Below are 15366 nucleotides of genomic sequence, written 5' to 3' on the forward strand. Positions count from 1 at the left end.
TACCGAGCGCAGTGGCAAGAAGAAAATCGTTCGCTGGCGCTATCAATGTTCAACCTTTTTGCGCCAGACATTTGTCGAGTGGGCTGCCCACAGCATCAATCAATCGGTATGGGCAGGGGCGTACTATCGCCAGCAGAAGGCCAAAGGCTGCTCTCATCAAGCAGCCCTGAGGGCACTGGCTTTTAAATGGATCAGGATCGTTTATCGGTGCTGGAATGCTGGATCCCAGTATGACGAGAGCGTCTATTTACAAGCCTTGGCCCGCCACGACTCGCCTTTGATAAGAGCACCGGAGGCAACGAAAGCATGTTGACGGAAGAGCTCAGAGCGTGAAGCAGCCCCAATAGGCCAACACTCGGGATCAGCCTGATATACCAGGTGAGCTTTTTAGGGCTGCTTCGCAGCCTAGCGGGGATAAATCCCCTCGCCACAAAAGCAGTCTCAACCTTGATCAGAGCATCGGCTTGCCCCCGGTAATCCCATAACGGGTTCCGGAAATGTAGCTGGCTTCGTCCGAGGCCAGCAGCACATAGATCGGCGCCACTTCAACCGGCTGGCCAGGGCGGCCAAGGGGTGTCTGGGAACCGAAATTCTGTACTTCTTCCTCGGGCATGGTCGCCACGATCAGCGGCGTCCAGATCGGTCCGGGTGCCACGCTGTTCACACGGATGCCCTTGGGGCCGAGCATTTGCGCCAAGCCGCCGGTGAAGTTGGCAATGGCGCCCTTGGTGGTGGCATAGGCCAGCAGCGTCGGCTTGGGCATGTCGGAGTTGACCGAGCTGGTGTTGATGATCGAGCCACCCGGCTTCATGTGCGGCACGGCGGCCTGGCAGATCCTGAACATCGCGGTGATGTTGATATCGAACGTACGCACCCATTCTTCGTCGGGAATATCCTCCAGGTTTTCGTGGGTCATCTGGAACGCGGCGTTGTTGACCAGGACGTCGATATGCCCGAAGCGGGCGACGGTTTCATCGACGATCTTGCGGCACAAGCCTTTGTCCGCCAGATCACCGGGCAGCAATAGGCATTGGCGCCCGGCCTGCTCGACCCAGCGTGCGGTTTCCCGGGCGTCTTCATGCTCGTCCAGGTAGGCAATCGCCACATCCGCACCTTCACGGGCGAAGGCAATGGCCACGGCACGACCTATGCCGCTGTCGGCGCCGGTGATCAGGGCGATTTTGTTCGCCAATCGTCCGGAGCCGGTGTAGCTCTGTTCGCCGCAGTCCGGGTAAGGGTCCATTTTGCGCTGGCTGCCGGGCACCGGCTGGCTTTGTTTAGGGAAAGGCGGGAAAGGGTAGTCGACCATCGTCGTTCTCCAGGTGGGTTGCGATGGAGGGTGGACTTTGGGTTTTCGGGCAGAGTTCGGTCGAATTGTCCGGCCAGTCGATGAGCGTAATAAGGCGTGTTTCGTCGGCGAATAGAGGGGCCTGGCGAACATTGGACGGGCCTGTATTCTCCAATGTGAGTACAGGTGTCGTTTAAGGAGCAGGGCAATGTTCAGCCACATACAGATCGGCGCGCGCGACCTGCCGACAATGGTCGCTTTTTATGACGCAGTCCTCGGCTGCCTGGGGCTGGAGCGTATCGAGGGCGAAAATGATTCGGGCCCGCCGGGAGAAGGCTGGCGTCAGCCCGGCAAGCATTGGCCCCAGGTTTTCGTCCAGTTGCCTTTCAATGGCCTGCCCGCTACGTGGGGCAATGGCATGCAAGTGAGCTTCGCCGCGGACTCCCCGCAAACCGTGCGCGCTGCCTGGGAGCAGGCGATTGCCATGGGCGGCTCTGACGAAGGCGCTCCCGGCCCGAGGCCGCAGTATTGCGAAGGCTATTTCGGGGCCTATTGCCGCGATCCGGAGGGCAACAAGCTGTGCTTTGTCCATGCGCCGGATATGCATGAATAAAGCGATTGTGGCAGATGACTATTGTGGCGAGGGGATTTATCCCCGCTGGGCTGCGAAGCGGCCCTAAAAACAGATCACTCGTTGTGTCAGGTTGACTTCATGTGCTGTTTATTGGGGCTGCTTCGCAGCCCAGCGGGGATAAATCCCCTCACCACAGGGGGGCGTTGGTCTTTGGATCAGCCCCTGGCCTTCAGGCTGCGCTCCATCCGCGTGATCCCTTCCTCCAGCAGCGCCCGCGGGCAGCCGAAGTTCAAGCGCACGAACTGACCGGCGTCGTCGCCAAAATCCAGGCCGGCACTCAGCCCCACCTTGGCTTCTTTCAGGAAGAAGCCCTGCGGGTCATCCAGTCCCAACCCGGAGCAATCCAGCCAAGCCAGGTAAGTGCCCTGGGGTACGGTCATGGTGATGTCCGGCAGGCGAGTGTTCACTGCATCGACCAGGTAATCGCGGTTGGCTTGCAGGTACGCCTTCAGGGCCTCTAGCCACGGACCGGCTTCGCTATAGGCCGCACGGGTCGCTTCAAGGCCCAGGGCATTGACGCTGTCGACCATGCCGGCCCGGGCGCTGTTGACCCGTTCGCGCAGCTTGGTGTTCTGGATAATGGCGAACGAGGTCTTCAACCCGGCGATATTGAAGGCCTTGCTGGCGGACATCAGGGTGATGGTGCGCTCGGCAATCTCCGGGCTGAGGGAGGCGGTTGGAATGTGCACACGGCCGTCGAAGCACAGTTCGGCATGGATTTCGTCGGAGATGATCCAGGCGTCCTGCTCCAGGCAGATGTCTGCCACGGCCTTGAGTTCCTGGCGGTCAAACACCTTGCCCAACGGGTTGTGAGGATTGCTCAGCAACAGCGCGCCACCGCCCTGCAAGGCCTCGCGCAACGCAGCCAATGGCGTGTGGAATTCACCGTTGACCGGGTGGAATGGCAATTCCACTTTGTTCAACTGCCAGTGACCTGGGGCGTTGCGCAGCGGCGGGTAGTTGGGCACCTGCACCACGACATTCTGCTGGGGCGCTACCAAGGCATGCAGAGCCATGTTGAAGCCCGGCTCGACACCCGGCAGGAACACAATCTGCTGGGGCTCGACGCGCCAGGCGTACTTGCTCCACAGATCGGCCACGACGGCGGCGCGCAGATCGTCCTGGGCCACGCTGTAGCCCAGCATCGGATGTTCCAGGCGCTTGTGCAGCGCGTCGATGATCACGGGTGGGGCGGGGAAGTCCATATCGGCGACCCACATCGGCAACACATCGGCCGGGTAGCGGCTCCATTTGGTACTGCCGGTGCCGTGGCGTTCCAATACCGTGTCGAAATCGAAAGTCATGGGGGTTCCATCAGTCAGTCATGAGATGGCGAACATCATAAAGCAAAGGCCAATGAGAAAAGCTTGGTGGCGTAGTGCCACCAACTGATGATAATCAGTTACAGTTCACTGTCGAAACGCCCCCAAGACGTGAACGGCATTGGTAACGGACCCTCCAGGCCTTTGAAAAGGACGACCCCCATGACATCGCCCGTGCGCTTTAACGATCACCACCGTAGAGCCGATCGCATCATGTTGGGGCTGCTTTGGCTCACGTTGTTGTATTCCCTGAGCCTGGCATTCCTGCACTCGACGTTTACCCAGGCGCTGCTGGTCGGAGCGACAACCTGCGTGGCGAGCACCGCGCTTTATCGCGTCCTGGTGGGCACTCGGGCCATGCGCTGTGTTATCGCGGTGGCGTTGATGGTCATGGCGGCATTGCACATCAACCAGACCCAGGGTGTGATCGAATTCCACTTCGGGATCTTCGTGCTGCTGGCCGTGTTGACGTTCTACCGTGACTGGCTGCCGATTGTCGTGGCCGCCGCCACCATTGCGGTTCATCACCTCGGTTTTCACTGGCTCCAACACCAGGGTTATCCGGTGTTCGTGATGGATACCCACGGTGGCTGGTCGATGGTCTTTCTCCACGCGTTCTACGTGGTAGTGGAAAGTGTGATCCTGATTTACCTGGCGAACCAGAGCCTGGCCGACGCCACGGAAAACCAGGATGTGCTCGATAAGGTTCTGGTGGCGGCCGCGCAATTGAGCAACGACGCTGGCAGGCAGCACAACGAGGGCGTCAAGGTCTCGTCGAGCGAGCGTTTCGATCATTTCCTCCAGCAGGTCACCCAACTGGTGGACGGCGTGGTGCGCGACACCCGAAACCTCTCGGACCTGGGCCAGGACCTGTCCCAAGTCGGCCAGACCCTGGAAACCGGCGCCCGCCACCAACTCGATGAAGTGGCGCAGATGAGCGGAGCGATCAGCCATCTGGTCCAGGCCATGGAGAACATCGCCGGCCATGTCGACCAGACCTTGCAGCGTGCCGGCCAGGCCAACGAGCAGGTCAACCGCGGGCGCAGCACGGTTGACCAGACCCGAGAAGAGATCGTCGAGCTGGCCGGGCGCATCAACCTGACCAACGAAACCGTGCAAGTCCTGGCTGAACAGGCGCAACAGATCGGCCAGGTGCTGGATGTGATCAATGGTATCGCCGAACAAACCAACCTGCTGGCCCTCAACGCGGCCATCGAAGCCGCTCGGGCCGGCGAGCAGGGCCGTGGTTTCGCGGTGGTGGCCGACGAAGTCCGGACCCTGTCCCAAAAGACCTCGATGTCCACCACGCAAATCCAGCAGATCATCGCCAAGCTGCAGCAGGGCAGCCGCCAGGCCGCTGTCGCCATGCAAGACAGCCGGGATGGAGTGGCGCGCTGCGTGTCCGCCAGCCAACTCGCTTCACAACTGCTCCACGCCGTGGTGGAAGACATCGCAGTGATCAACCATTTCAACGACCTGATCGCCACTACCACCCAGGAACAATCCAAGGCGTCGATGGGGATCAATGAGCGCTTGCAGAGCGTCCAGGCCGTGGCTGAGCGCAACGCCGACAACATTGGCATCCTGACTCGCAGCAGTCAGTGCTTGCCGCCGTTGGCAGAGCGTTTGGCGGTGTTGGGGCAAGCGTTTCATGGCAAAGCCGGGACGCTCTGAGCGGCAGGATCTGCAGTGACCACCGCGCCTACATACCGGTAGCAAACGCCGGAGGATGTTCGAGGGTCAGCCGTATCTCGCGAAACGCAACTTCGTACTGGCAGAGCATGCGCAACGCCCAATCAGCCCGCCCCCGAATGCGATTGTCGTCTTCGTGGGCCGGCTCCTGGCCGTTGAGCATCGACTCCACCTGCCGAATGATCAGCTGTTCCGGCAAATACATAATCCGGCAATTCTTGTAGCTCGACGCACGCAGCTCGGCGATGGGATAGGCGCCGCCAAGTCCAGCCGAGACGCCCACCAACAGCGCGGGTTTGTGCCCGAGCTCCTTGGTCCCGGCATAGAGGAAGAAGTTCTTCAGCGCGGGGCAGGCCATGCCATTCCACTCCGGGCTGATCACGATCAGTGCTGTCGCTTTGGCAAGGATCGATTGTTGGGCACGCCACACCTCATCGCAGTCTTTTTCCGGCCAAAGCGGCAATCGGCAGGCGGCCAGGTCAATCAAGTCGCTGGCGTCGCACAGGTTGAGATCCGTCAGTCGCTGGCGCAGATAACGCGCCACTTTGAGCGACTGACTGTCCCCGCGGTTGGAACCCGACAGCACAACGATGTGGCGGCTCATTGCGTCACCTCCGGTTGTGCGCTGGCCTTGGGCGCGGTACGGCGTGAGCGCACGACGGGCCAGAACAATTCCTCTTGCCAACTGATCGGTGACAGGTGCTCGATTCCGTAGGCTGGAGGGCGTCGGCGCGTGATTTTTGCCGTCCCGAACAGCACATCCCATAGAAACAACAGGTTGCCGAAGTTGCCTTTGTAATGCGTGACACCGTCCTCGGCCGTCAAGCCATGGTGGGCAGAGTGGGTGGATGGGGTGGAAATTATCCGCTCCAGAAGCCAGACCACGGGCCGCAAACCACGAACCCCATAAAGCTTGTCATCCCATGCAACACTGCTGTGCGCCGCGAAAATAACAGTCATCTTGATGATCAGGTAAACGTAGTAGACCGGCGCGAGGCCCAGGTAGATCAGCATGCCGGACAGCCAGATCCCGGGCATGAGCAGGTAATAAAAACTGTTGTTGCGGTAAACGATCCGGACACTCATGTAGGGCGCGGAATGATGGGCGCGATGCAACGCATAGAGGGCGGGAACCCGGTGAGTCAGGCGATGCCACCAGTATTGAGTCATGTCGTCCAGCAACAGGAACAACACGAACCCGGCGGCCCAGGGGATCGCCACCAGCGCGTCCTTCATCTGCGGGGCAACCAGGCTGAGCAACTTGCCGCTCAGCCACATGACGGCGGGGAAGGTGATTGCAACCAGGATCCCGGAGCCGATGACTTCAATCAGTACATCACGCCTGCCGCCCGATGACTGGCGCAAGGCCGAGCAAGCAAGTTCCAGCAAAATGAAGGCGAGGAATATCCCGGCCACGACGACAGAAGGATTATTGGCGAGCATTGTTGTATTCATGGCACTCTCGATTAAGGCCCCAGCGGGCAATGCCATTTCATTAGAAGCCAGCGAGTCAGCCCTCCCAATGCGCGAAACGGACAGAATCGAGCGAGAAGCGGTCAATCGTTCACCCCAACGCTTTCACCGGGGCAAATTGGGCCAGGTGCTGGAGCGCTTCCTGGACAGTCACGCTGGCGGGAGGCAAAAAGACTACAACCTGATCGAGCTGGATCAGCTCTGGCGCGAAGCGGCGCGCGTCGATCCGGCGATCGGCTTGAAACTGTTTGAGCTATTTACGCCTCAGGACTGGCACGTCCTGGCTTATCTTTGCCTGTACAGCCCTGACGTCTTGTCGGCCATGCAGCTTTGGGCACGCTACGCCGCGCTCGCCTCGGATACGGACACGGTGCGCTTGCTCAATGACGAAAACGGCCTGGGCGTCGAGTTGAGTGTCGATGCGCCGGGGGATTTGGCGCGGTACGTCGTAGAGCACTATGGCGTAATGGCCGTTACGCAATTACGGCGAGGAACGGGACAGGACATACAGCCGATTCTCGCCAGATTCGCCCATTCGCGGCCCTCGTATTACCAACAGTACAGCCAATGGTTTGGAGACCGTATCGAGTTCGACTGCCCGGACAACCGTTTCTATTTCGATGCCCCAAGCGCACGCCTGCCGATGCAGACGCGTCATCACGGCATGTTGGAGCTGTTGACCCAGGAACTCGACCGCCGGGTCGCCGCGCACCGCAGTTTCACCGGCTGGTCGGCCAGGCTGGCCGACGGTGTTCGGCGATCATTGGCCAAAGGCGAAACGCCAACGCTGGTCGATCTGGCGCAAGCACTGCACCAGACGCCGAGAACCTTGCGCAGGCGCCTTGAGGAACAAGGCACGACCTTCAGGCAGTTGCTCGACCAGGTTCGCGGCGAACTGGAGTTGCTTTTGGAAATGCAGGGCGAATCCCCGGCGCAGATTGCCGCTCAGCTGGGTTACAGCGATACGACCGCGTACCTGCATGCACGAAGCAGATGGCGTGCGGTGAAGTAAGGCAATCAGCGAGCCCTCCCGATACGAATGTATCTCTGTGTATCCAAGGCCATTGTTGATACGGACGATTTCATTCAAGGCCGTCGCTGACACATGCGCGATACCTGGCCGACGTCAAATGAGCCCACCGAGACAGCCCCAGCCGTCTCACTGGCTCACCCCACGTCGGAGATAACATCATGAACTGGAAAAACCTCGGCATCGCTTCCCTGTTTGCCGCATTGAGCCTTGGCGCTGTCGTGGCCAATGCCCAAGACAGCATCAAGCCTCACACCTACATGTATGGCGACCACCTGGATGTCGCCAAGGTGCTTTCGGTCAAGCAAGGCTCGGGCTGCGGCGTCGTGGAGACACGCATGACCTATTTGGACTCGGCCGGCCAGATCCAGGCACTGGACTACGACGCCGTCGCCCAGGACTGCGCTCAGGACAATTGATCCAGGTCCGTGGGCCACTCACTCAAGGAGAGTCATCATGCTTGCAATTTCATCCGTTTGCGCCTGGCACCGTTGCCTGGTTCACACCGCCAGGGGCAGTGCGCTCAGTCTCGCACTGCTCGCTGCCAGCCCGGGAGCCTGGGCGGCCACCGCCGCGGTCGCGCCAGCCAGTACGGTTCAATCGTCTCAATCCGAGGCCATCCGCCCATACCGCATCCATGTCGATGACGCGAAGCTGGCCGAACTGCGCAAGCGCATTGCCGACGCCCGTTGGCCGGACAAGGAAACCGTCAATGACGTTTCCCAGGGCGTGCAACTGGCCCAGGTACAGGACTTGGTGAAGTATTGGGGCAACGGTTATGACTGGCGCAAGGCCGAGGCCAGGCTCAATGCATTGCCCGAGTTCATCACCACGATCGATGGTGTCGACATCCAGTTCATTCATGTGCGTTCGCGCAATCCCAACGCCATGCCGCTGATCCTTACCCATGGCTGGCCGGGTTCGCAATTCGAGTTCCTCAAGACCATCGGCCCGTTGACCGATCCAACCGCCTACGGGGGGCGTGCCGAGGACTCTTTCGACGTCGTGATTCCGTCGATTCCAGGTCACGGCTTTTCCGGCAAGCCGACCGAGTTGGGCTGGGGCCCGGACCGCGTGGCCAAGGCCTGGGACGTGCTGATGAAACGCCTCGGCTACACCCATTACGTGTCCCAGGGCGGTGATCATGGGTCGGTCATCTCCGACGCCTTGGGCCGCCTGGCGCCGCCCGGTTTGCTGGGTATCCATTTGAACATGCCGGCGACCGTGCCGCCGGAGCTGGTGAAGCCGATCACCAGCGGCGAACCGGCACCGGCCGGGTTGAGCGCTCCAGAACGCACTGCCTACAACTCGCTGAGCAGCTTCTTCGGCCGCAATGCAGCCTACGGCGCAATGATGGTGACCCGGCCGCAGACCATCGGTTACCTGCTGGCAGATTCGCCCTCGGGCACAGCGGCATGGATGTACGAGAAATTTGCCGCCTGGACTGACAGCGAAGGCAAGCCTGAGCGTGTGCTCAGTCGCGATGAAATGCTCGACGACATCAGCCTGTACTGGCTGACCGACACCGGCGCATCGTCCTCCCGTTTCTATTGGGAGAACAACAACAATAACTTCAGTGCGGTGGCGCAAAAAACCGCTGACATCAAGGTCCCGGTAGCGATCACCGTGTTCCCCCACGAAATCTACCGTGCACCAAAAACCTGGGCCCAGCGCGCCTACCCATCGCTGTCCTACTTCAACGAAGTCAGCAAGGGCGGCCATTTCGCTGCCTGGGAGCAGCCGCAATTGTTCAGCGAAGAGTTGCGCGAGGCATTCCGGCCATTGCGTAGCGCCGCGAAAAACACCGTCGCCCAGACCGCTTATTAAACCTTTCCTGGCGGCTCAGAACCGGGAGCCGCTCACCCGCCATTCGTAAGAGAGATTCACATGGACACGACTCTGAACCACCCATCCGCAGCGCGCCATGGTCGCTTGTTCACCCCAGCCCTTCTGGTGTTCGCGATGATGCAATTGGGCGCCTTGGGCTTCGCTTCGTCGCAGGCTAACGCCGCCGATATACCTGCCAGCACCATCGGCGCCATTACACCGGGCAGTCACACCTCGTTCGGCCCGCTGAAGCACGTCAAGGCTGGCCTGTTGGACGTTTCCTATGCCGAGGTCGGTCCCGCCGATGGGCCGGTGGTCATCCTGCTGCATGGTTGGCCCTATGACATTCACAGCTACGCGGATGTGGCGCCAGCGCTGGCAGAGAAGGGCTATCGCGTGCTGATTCCGTACGCCCGTGGTTATGGCGACACGCGCTTCCTGTCGGCCAAGACCCTGCGCAACGGCCAGCCTTCTGCACTGGCAAACGATCTGATTGATTTCATGGACGCGCTGAGGATCAAGCAGGCCGTGCTCGGCGGTTATGACTGGGGCGCACGCACCGCCGACATTGTCGCGGCCCTTTGGCCGGAGCGGGTGAAGGCGCTGGTGGCGGTGAGTGGCTACCTGATCGGCAGCCAGGAGGCCGGCAAGACACCGCTACCACCGGCCGCCGAACTGCAGTGGTGGTATCAGTTCTACTTTGCGACCGAGCGCGGCCGCCTCGGTTACGAGAAAAACACCCACGACTTCGCCAAACTGATCTGGAAACTGGCGTCGCCCAAGTGGAACTTCGATGACGCAACGTATGAGCGCAGTGCCGCCGCTTTGCAGAACCCCGATCATGTCGCCGTTTCAATCTTCAACTATCGCTGGCGCCTGGGCCTGGTCAAGGGCGAGGCCAAATACGATGCCCTGGAAAAGAAACTGGCGACGTTCCCGTCGATCAGCGTGCCGACCATCACCTTGGAGGGTGATGCCAATGGCGCTCCTCATCCGCCCGCCGAAGCCTATGCCAAGCGTTTCACTGGCCAATACGAACATCGCCTGATCGATGGCGGTGTCGGCCACAACTTGCCGCAAGAAGCACCGCGGGCGTTCGCCCAGGCCGTGATCGACGCCGATCACCTCCAGTGAAGCCGCGTTCCCGGCATCTGAAGTGAAGGGGAACCCGAAACAACGGGTTCGCCTCCCAAAGGCTGATACCTGAAATCACCTTGGATCAGGCAAACATGCCGGCGAATCCGGCAACCGGATAGGCGTTTCGCTCCACATACTCTCGCGGCCCTGAGGCCCTGCCACAGCTGTATCCGAGTGGCGGGGACTTCTGTAGGCCATCGAAAACACGTGTGCGAGTGCTTGATATGGAAAACAACACGATCCGCTTTGCCTGCAACGGCTGCGGCATCTGCTGCAAGGGGCGGCTGATTCCACTGACGTTGGATGAGGCAAGGCAGTGGCTACACCGCGGACATGAGGTGGCGGTCATACTGGAGGCGTTCGATGAGTCAACCTGGCCTTCCGAGCCTAGGCAATTCGCCCACAGCGCCCAACGGGCCGTGGCCGTCACCAGTGGCGATGCCCAGATTCGAGTCGTTGCGGTACTGGCGGGCAATGCGCTGACGCAGTGCCGCAATCTCGGCGACGATGGTCGTTGCGGCATCTATGAAGAGCGGCCGCTGGTCTGTCGAATCTATCCGATGGAAATCAATCCGCTCATTGCCTTGCGTCCTGCCGACAAGGTCTGTCCGCCTGAGGTCTGGGAGACGGGCGAGGTCTTGTTCAGCGACCGCATTGTCGATCCGATCCTGGCCGATCAGATCGAACGCTCCCGCCAGGCGGACAGGGACGATGCCCAGGCCAAGATTGCGCTGTGTGAAGCGATGGGCATGAACGTCGCCGCCTGGAAGGGCAACGCGTTGGCGGTGTACTTGCCTGATCGGGCGCAGTTGACTGAAGCGATCATTCGCTACGATCGCGCCCCCGTGGCACCGACAGGCCTGGATTGGAAAGTGCGGGTCGAAACGCCGGCCCTGGCCCAACGCCTGCTGCAAGTGGGTGTCGCGCTGGATGATCAACGGTCAACCGGCTACATCTTCCAGAATCTTTAGGCACCCAGCCCAACCATCACTTTGTGCCCCCCAAAACTCCTGAATCATATTGTCATTTCTGGCCCGAGGTGACTGATGCGAGCTAGGGATCGTTAAATCGAGTAAGAAATTGCGTCAATCAGGCAAGCGACTCGAACCGCCGACCCAGCATACTGCGTCCATATTGATCAACGACTTACGGTGATGGCGAACAGTGTTCGCATCACCAAGCCGTGGGTCCGATGTTTCCAAGGAGTGAAATGTGCACACCGACTTCAACTGCGACCAGGGCGTCAGCGACATCAGTCGCCTGGCCGGTTCGGTCAGCCAGCTTGTGCCCAGCGAGGGCGACCAGATCACCGCCATTGCCGGCTTGAGCCTGCATCGGCGCAACGCGATCACCGCGCCGACGCACTGCATCTATGGCCTGGGTCTCGGCGTGACCTTGCAGGGCCGCAAGCAAGCCATGCTCGGGGACGAGATACTGACTTACGCGCCGGGCCAGTCGATGGTGACCTGCGTGGATCTGCCGGTCATTTCCCACATCTCCCAAGCCAGCGTCGCCAAGCCGTTCCTGGGCATGATGCTGAGATTCGACAGCACGATGGTGATGCAAGTGGCCGAGCGCATGCAGTTGTCACAACGCATGAGGGACGACGCGTTTCGACCGGTTACCGTACAAGCGCTGGATACCAGGGTGCTGGACGCCCTGCGACGCTTGATAGACCTGCTGGAGGAACCGTCGCTGCTTGAGACAGTCGCTCCGCTGATCAAGGAAGAGATCATCGCGCGCCTGTTGAGCGGTGCCCACGCGCCACAGTTGCTGCATGTGATCGCTGCCGGGTCACCCAGCCAGCACATCGCCAAGACGGTTGCCTGGCTGAAACTGAATTTTCGCCAGGCGTTACGTATGGACGATCTGGCGGCACAAGCGCACATGAGTCCATCCACGTTTCGCCAGCATTTTCGCACCGTGACCGGAATGAGTCCGTTGCAATACCAGAAGCAGCTGCGGCTACAAGCCGCTCGGCAGTTGATGTTGAGCCAGAATGTCGATGCGAGCAGTGCAGGGGGCTTGGTTGGCTATGAAAGTGCCTCGCAGTTCAGCCGTGAATACAGCCGCCTGTTCGGCGCGCCACCGCAGCGGGACATCAAGCGCATTCGCTTGTGATCGTGAGGCTTGTCTGGCGTTGCGGCCAGACAGCCTCACACGCCTGTCACGCCAATTTGAAAGGTAACTCACGCAACGGTTTACCCGTCAGGCTCGCCACCGCGTTGGCAAAAGCGGGGGCCAGTGCCGGCAGGCCGGGTTCACCCATCCCCGTAGGAGGCTCGGCGCTGGGCACGATGTGGACGGCAAATGTCGGCATGTCGGTAATGCGCGGCACGCTGAAGTCAGCAAAATTGCTTTGTTGCACCACGCCATCTTTCAGCGTGATCGCGCCACCTGGCAGGCACATCGACAATCCCATCAGCGCCGCGCCTTGGACCTGGGCCTCGACACTGCGAGGGTTGACCGCCAGGTTGCAGTGCACACCGGCCGTCACGTTATGCAGCACCGGACGACCGTCCTGCACCGAGGCTTCGACGACGTAGGCCACCACCGAGCTGAACGACTCGTGGACCGCCACGCCCCAGGCATGGCCCGCCGGCAACTGGCGCTTGCCATACGCACTCTTGTCCACGGCCAATTGCAGCGCCTCGCGATGGCGTGGGCTCTGGTCGCCAAACAGCTTCATCCGGTAGGCCACTGGATCCTGCTTGGTCGTGCGGGCGATCTCGTCGATCAGCGTTTCCATCACAAACGCCGTATGGGTGGAGCCCACGCTGCGCCACCACAGCACGGGCACGTTGAGCTTGGGGTGATGAACCGTCAGCCGCATGGGCAGCGGATACGGATTACGCAGGCCTTCCGTGGCGGTCGGGTCGATGCCGTTTTTCACTCGCCCGCCAAACACGGTGCCGGTGATGATCGATTGGCCCACCAGCGCGTGGTCCCAGGCGAGCACCTTGCCGCTGTCGTCAAAACCGATGCGCGCACGGTGCAGGTGCATGGGCCGATAGTAACCGCCCTTGATGTCGTCCTCCCGGCTCCAAAGGGTGCGGATAGGGGCGTTGACCCCGGCGGTGCGCGCGGCCTTGGCGACCTCGCAAGCCAGTACGACGAAATCGTTGGTGGGCACGCCGCGCCGGCCAAAACCACCGCCGGCGGTCTGCACGTTCACTTGGATCTGCTCTGGCTTGAGGCCAAGCACCTTGGCCGCCGCGGCACCGTCACCGCCGGGGAACTGTGTACCGACCCACAGTTGAGCGCCATCCGCGGCGAGCTGCACGGTGCAATTGAGGGGCTCCATCGGGGCGTGGGCGAGGTAGGGAAACACGAACTCGGCGTCCAGTTGATGCGGCGCGCTAGCAAGTGGCGTCATGTCGGCATCAAAGTGCAGTGGGCCGGGCTGGTTGGCCAGTTCCCGGTATTGAGCCAATTGTTTCTCACTGTCCACTTTTTCTACAGCGCTCGCATCCCACTCCACCTTCAGCGCATCGCGTGCCAGCTTTGCCTGCCAGTAACTGTCGGCGACCACCGCAACACCTTCGGCACCGCCGTCCAGGGGTACGCGCAACACGGCTTTTACCCCTTTCGTGGCACGTGCCGCGCTGTCATCCAGGGAGGCGATTTTGGCGCCGAACACCGGAGGGCGGGCGACAACGGCGGTGAGCTGCCCCGGCAGATGCATGTCGATGCCAAAATCCTGCTGGCCGCTGCTCTTGGCCTTGGCGTCGATGCGTGTCGTGGCCTGGCCGATGATGCGGAAATCCTTGGGATCCTTGAGCGTGATCTGCTCGGGCACCGGCATCGCCATCGCGGCTTCGGCCAGTTCGCCGTAGCTGGCTTTACGGCCTGCCGGGCCGAGGACCGTGCCGGCCTGGGTACTCAGGCTCGCCACGTCCACGTTCCAGCGCGCGGCGGCGGCACTCAGCAACATGGCGCGGGCACGGGCGCCGAGTTCGCGGTACTGGGTATAGCTGTTCTTGATCGAGTTGGAACCGCCGGTCAGGTGAATGCCGAAATTCGGGTCCATGTAGGCGGCGTCACTGTTGCCGTTGCGACTGCGTACCAGGCTCCAGTCGGCATCGAGTTCTTCGGCAAGAATCATCGGCAAGCCGGTCTGCACGCCTTGGCCGAATTCCAGGCGGTTGATGGTCACCGTCACTTCGCCGCTGGGCGCGATTTGCACGAATGCCGAGGGTTGCTGGCTCGGCTTGAGTGGCACAGCGGCGCCACTGGTCTCTTGCGCCAGGGCCAGGTGTGGAAACGCCCCCAAGGCCAGCCCGCCGATGCCGACGATCTTGAGAAAACTGCGGCGCGGCAGCGTAGCGGGGCTGTCAGCCTCGTCGCGTTCAAGCAGGAGTTGCAAGGCGCGAGGGCGCTCGTTCGGAAAGATCTCGTTCAACATGGTCTGCTCCGATCAGGCAAGGGCTTTGGCGGCATCAGCCACCGCGGCGCGGATACGGGCGTAGGTGCCACAGCGGCAGATGTTGCCGGCCATCGCCGAGTCGATCTCGGCGGCCGTGGGCTGCTTGCCCTTGGGTTGGGCCTTGAGGAAAGCGGTCGCGCTCATGATCTGGCCGCTCTGGCAGTAGCCACATTGCGCCACATCATGCTTGACCCATGCATCGTGCACGGCGCTACCGACCGGATCGCTGCCGTTGGTTGCCGCTTCGATGGTGGTGATTTTCTTGCCTTCGGCGGCGGCAATGGGCGTCACGCAGGAACGAATGGCCTGGCCATCCAGGTGCACGGTGCAAGCGCCACACAACGCCGCGCCGCAGCCGAACTTGGTGCCGGTCATGCCCAGCGTGTCGCGCAAGGTCCAAAGAATCGGGGTGCTTGGGTCTACGTCGACCGTGTATTCACGGCCATTGATGTTGAGGGCGCTCATAGGGGTACCAGCTCCGGATGGTTTGGCTCTGGTTAACTATAGAAAGCTATGTTTGGGAGCGATTGCACGATC

The 15366-nt window shown here is 61.1% G+C and carries 14 protein-coding genes and 1 pseudogene; 9 read left to right on the plus strand and 6 right to left on the minus strand.

The window, feature by feature from the left end; translation table 11 throughout:
• Positions 1 to 313, plus strand: a pseudogene (locus BLO97_RS31780) (IS110 family transposase); the annotation flags it as partial.
• A gap of 138 nt (positions 314 to 451) precedes the next feature.
• Here BLO97_RS31780 and BLO97_RS14205 read toward each other — a convergent pair.
• Complete coding sequence (locus BLO97_RS14205) at positions 452 to 1309, minus strand: SDR family oxidoreductase (protein WP_092346333.1); 858 nt, start codon at positions 1307 to 1309, stop codon at positions 452 to 454.
• A gap of 187 nt (positions 1310 to 1496) precedes the next feature.
• Between BLO97_RS14205 and BLO97_RS14210 the strand changes: the two genes are divergently transcribed.
• A complete protein-coding gene (locus BLO97_RS14210) occupies positions 1497 to 1901 on the plus strand; it encodes a VOC family protein (protein WP_092143562.1) in 405 nt (134 codons plus the stop codon).
• A 176-nt stretch (positions 1902 to 2077) separates the two neighbouring features.
• On the opposite strand, the gene BLO97_RS14215 is transcribed toward BLO97_RS14210, so the two are convergent.
• Positions 2078 to 3226, minus strand: a complete 1149-nt coding sequence (locus tag BLO97_RS14215; protein ID WP_092346335.1) for a MalY/PatB family protein — start codon at positions 3224 to 3226, stop codon at positions 2078 to 2080.
• Between the two features lie 180 nt (positions 3227 to 3406).
• On the opposite strand from BLO97_RS14215, the gene BLO97_RS14220 reads away from it, so the two are divergent.
• A complete protein-coding gene (locus BLO97_RS14220; protein WP_092346337.1) occupies positions 3407 to 4918 on the plus strand; it encodes a methyl-accepting chemotaxis protein in 1512 nt (503 codons plus the stop codon).
• Between the two features lie 28 nt (positions 4919 to 4946).
• Here BLO97_RS14220 and BLO97_RS14225 read toward each other — a convergent pair whose 3' ends face one another.
• Both BLO97_RS14225 and BLO97_RS14230 read right to left on the minus strand, forming a co-directional pair.
• Positions 4947 to 5540 carry an NADPH-dependent FMN reductase gene (locus BLO97_RS14225; RefSeq protein WP_092346339.1) on the minus strand — a complete coding sequence of 198 codons (594 nt, stop codon included), beginning with the start codon at positions 5538 to 5540 and terminating at the stop codon, positions 4947 to 4949.
• Positions 5537 to 6391: a sterol desaturase family protein gene (locus tag BLO97_RS14230; RefSeq protein ID WP_092346341.1), complete on the minus strand. Its 855-nt coding sequence runs from the start codon at positions 6389 to 6391 to the stop codon at positions 5537 to 5539. Before BLO97_RS14230 ends, BLO97_RS14225 begins: the two co-directional genes overlap by 4 nt.
• A 67-nt stretch (positions 6392 to 6458) precedes the next feature.
• On the opposite strand from BLO97_RS14230, the gene BLO97_RS14235 reads away from it, so the two are divergent.
• The 6 genes from BLO97_RS14235 (at position 6459) to BLO97_RS14260 (ending at position 12524) form a co-directional block, all read left to right on the plus strand.
• Positions 6459 to 7421: an AraC family transcriptional regulator ligand-binding domain-containing protein gene (locus BLO97_RS14235; protein WP_092224631.1), complete on the plus strand. Its 963-nt coding sequence runs from the start codon at positions 6459 to 6461 to the stop codon at positions 7419 to 7421.
• Positions 7422 to 7600: 179 nt separating this feature from the next.
• Positions 7601 to 7858, plus strand: a complete 258-nt coding sequence (locus tag BLO97_RS14240; RefSeq protein ID WP_092143548.1) for a DUF2790 domain-containing protein — start codon at positions 7601 to 7603, stop codon at positions 7856 to 7858.
• A 37-nt stretch (positions 7859 to 7895) separates the two neighbouring features.
• Positions 7896 to 9266, plus strand: a complete 1371-nt coding sequence (locus BLO97_RS14245) for an epoxide hydrolase family protein (protein WP_092346343.1) — start codon at positions 7896 to 7898, stop codon at positions 9264 to 9266.
• Positions 9267 to 9326: 60 nt separating this feature from the next.
• A complete protein-coding gene (locus BLO97_RS14250; RefSeq protein WP_092346345.1) occupies positions 9327 to 10400 on the plus strand; it encodes an alpha/beta fold hydrolase in 1074 nt (357 codons plus the stop codon).
• 227 nt (positions 10401 to 10627) lie between these two features.
• Positions 10628 to 11374 carry a YkgJ family cysteine cluster protein gene (locus tag BLO97_RS14255; RefSeq protein WP_092224559.1) on the plus strand — a complete coding sequence of 249 codons (747 nt, stop codon included), beginning with the start codon at positions 10628 to 10630 and terminating at the stop codon, positions 11372 to 11374.
• Positions 11375 to 11615: 241 nt separating this feature from the next.
• Positions 11616 to 12524 (plus strand): AraC family transcriptional regulator, encoded by a 909-nt coding sequence (locus BLO97_RS14260; RefSeq protein ID WP_072345184.1) that lies wholly within the window; start codon positions 11616 to 11618, stop codon positions 12522 to 12524.
• A 46-nt stretch (positions 12525 to 12570) separates the two neighbouring features.
• On the opposite strand, the gene BLO97_RS14265 is transcribed toward BLO97_RS14260, so the two are convergent.
• The gene (locus tag BLO97_RS14265) at positions 12571 to 14808 is read right to left on the minus strand and encodes a xanthine dehydrogenase family protein molybdopterin-binding subunit (protein WP_092346347.1); all 2238 of its coding nucleotides are present in this window, start codon (positions 14806 to 14808) and stop codon (positions 12571 to 12573) included.
• A gap of 12 nt (positions 14809 to 14820) precedes the next feature.
• Positions 14821 to 15294, minus strand: a complete 474-nt coding sequence (locus tag BLO97_RS14270) for a (2Fe-2S)-binding protein (RefSeq protein WP_072345188.1) — start codon at positions 15292 to 15294, stop codon at positions 14821 to 14823.
• Positions 15295 to 15366 lie beyond the last annotated feature (72 nt).

Origin of the sequence: Pseudomonas sp. NFACC05-1 (assembly GCF_900100135.1) — a bacterium.
Classification (GTDB): domain Bacteria; phylum Pseudomonadota; class Gammaproteobacteria; order Pseudomonadales; family Pseudomonadaceae; genus Aquipseudomonas; species Aquipseudomonas fluorescens_Q.

Excerpts from the sequence above, each read along its gene's own strand:
- BLO97_RS14250 (WP_092346345.1), top strand. The coding sequence starts at position 9,327 with ATGGACACGACTCTGAACCACCCATCCGCAGCGCGCCATGGTCGCTTG.
- BLO97_RS14225 (WP_092346339.1), bottom strand. The coding sequence starts at position 5,540 with ATGAGCCGCCACATCGTTGTGCTGTCGGGTTCCAACCGCGGGGACAGT.
- BLO97_RS14210 (WP_092143562.1), top strand. The coding sequence starts at position 1,497 with ATGTTCAGCCACATACAGATCGGCGCGCGCGACCTGCCGACAATGGTC.
- BLO97_RS14215 (WP_092346335.1), bottom strand. The coding sequence starts at position 3,226 with ATGACTTTCGATTTCGACACGGTATTGGAACGCCACGGCACCGGCAGT.
- BLO97_RS14270 (WP_072345188.1), bottom strand. The coding sequence starts at position 15,294 with ATGAGCGCCCTCAACATCAATGGCCGTGAATACACGGTCGACGTAGAC.
- BLO97_RS14240 (WP_092143548.1), top strand. The coding sequence starts at position 7,601 with ATGAACTGGAAAAACCTCGGCATCGCTTCCCTGTTTGCCGCATTGAGC.
- BLO97_RS14255 (WP_092224559.1), top strand. The coding sequence starts at position 10,628 with ATGGAAAACAACACGATCCGCTTTGCCTGCAACGGCTGCGGCATCTGC.
- BLO97_RS14205 (WP_092346333.1), bottom strand. The coding sequence starts at position 1,309 with ATGGTCGACTACCCTTTCCCGCCTTTCCCTAAACAAAGCCAGCCGGTG.
- BLO97_RS14230 (WP_092346341.1), bottom strand. The coding sequence starts at position 6,391 with ATGAATACAACAATGCTCGCCAATAATCCTTCTGTCGTCGTGGCCGGG.
- BLO97_RS14220 (WP_092346337.1), top strand. The coding sequence starts at position 3,407 with ATGACATCGCCCGTGCGCTTTAACGATCACCACCGTAGAGCCGATCGC.
- BLO97_RS14245 (WP_092346343.1), top strand. The coding sequence starts at position 7,896 with ATGCTTGCAATTTCATCCGTTTGCGCCTGGCACCGTTGCCTGGTTCAC.
- BLO97_RS14265 (WP_092346347.1), bottom strand. The coding sequence starts at position 14,808 with ATGTTGAACGAGATCTTTCCGAACGAGCGCCCTCGCGCCTTGCAACTC.
- BLO97_RS14235 (WP_092224631.1), top strand. The coding sequence starts at position 6,459 with ATGCGCGAAACGGACAGAATCGAGCGAGAAGCGGTCAATCGTTCACCC.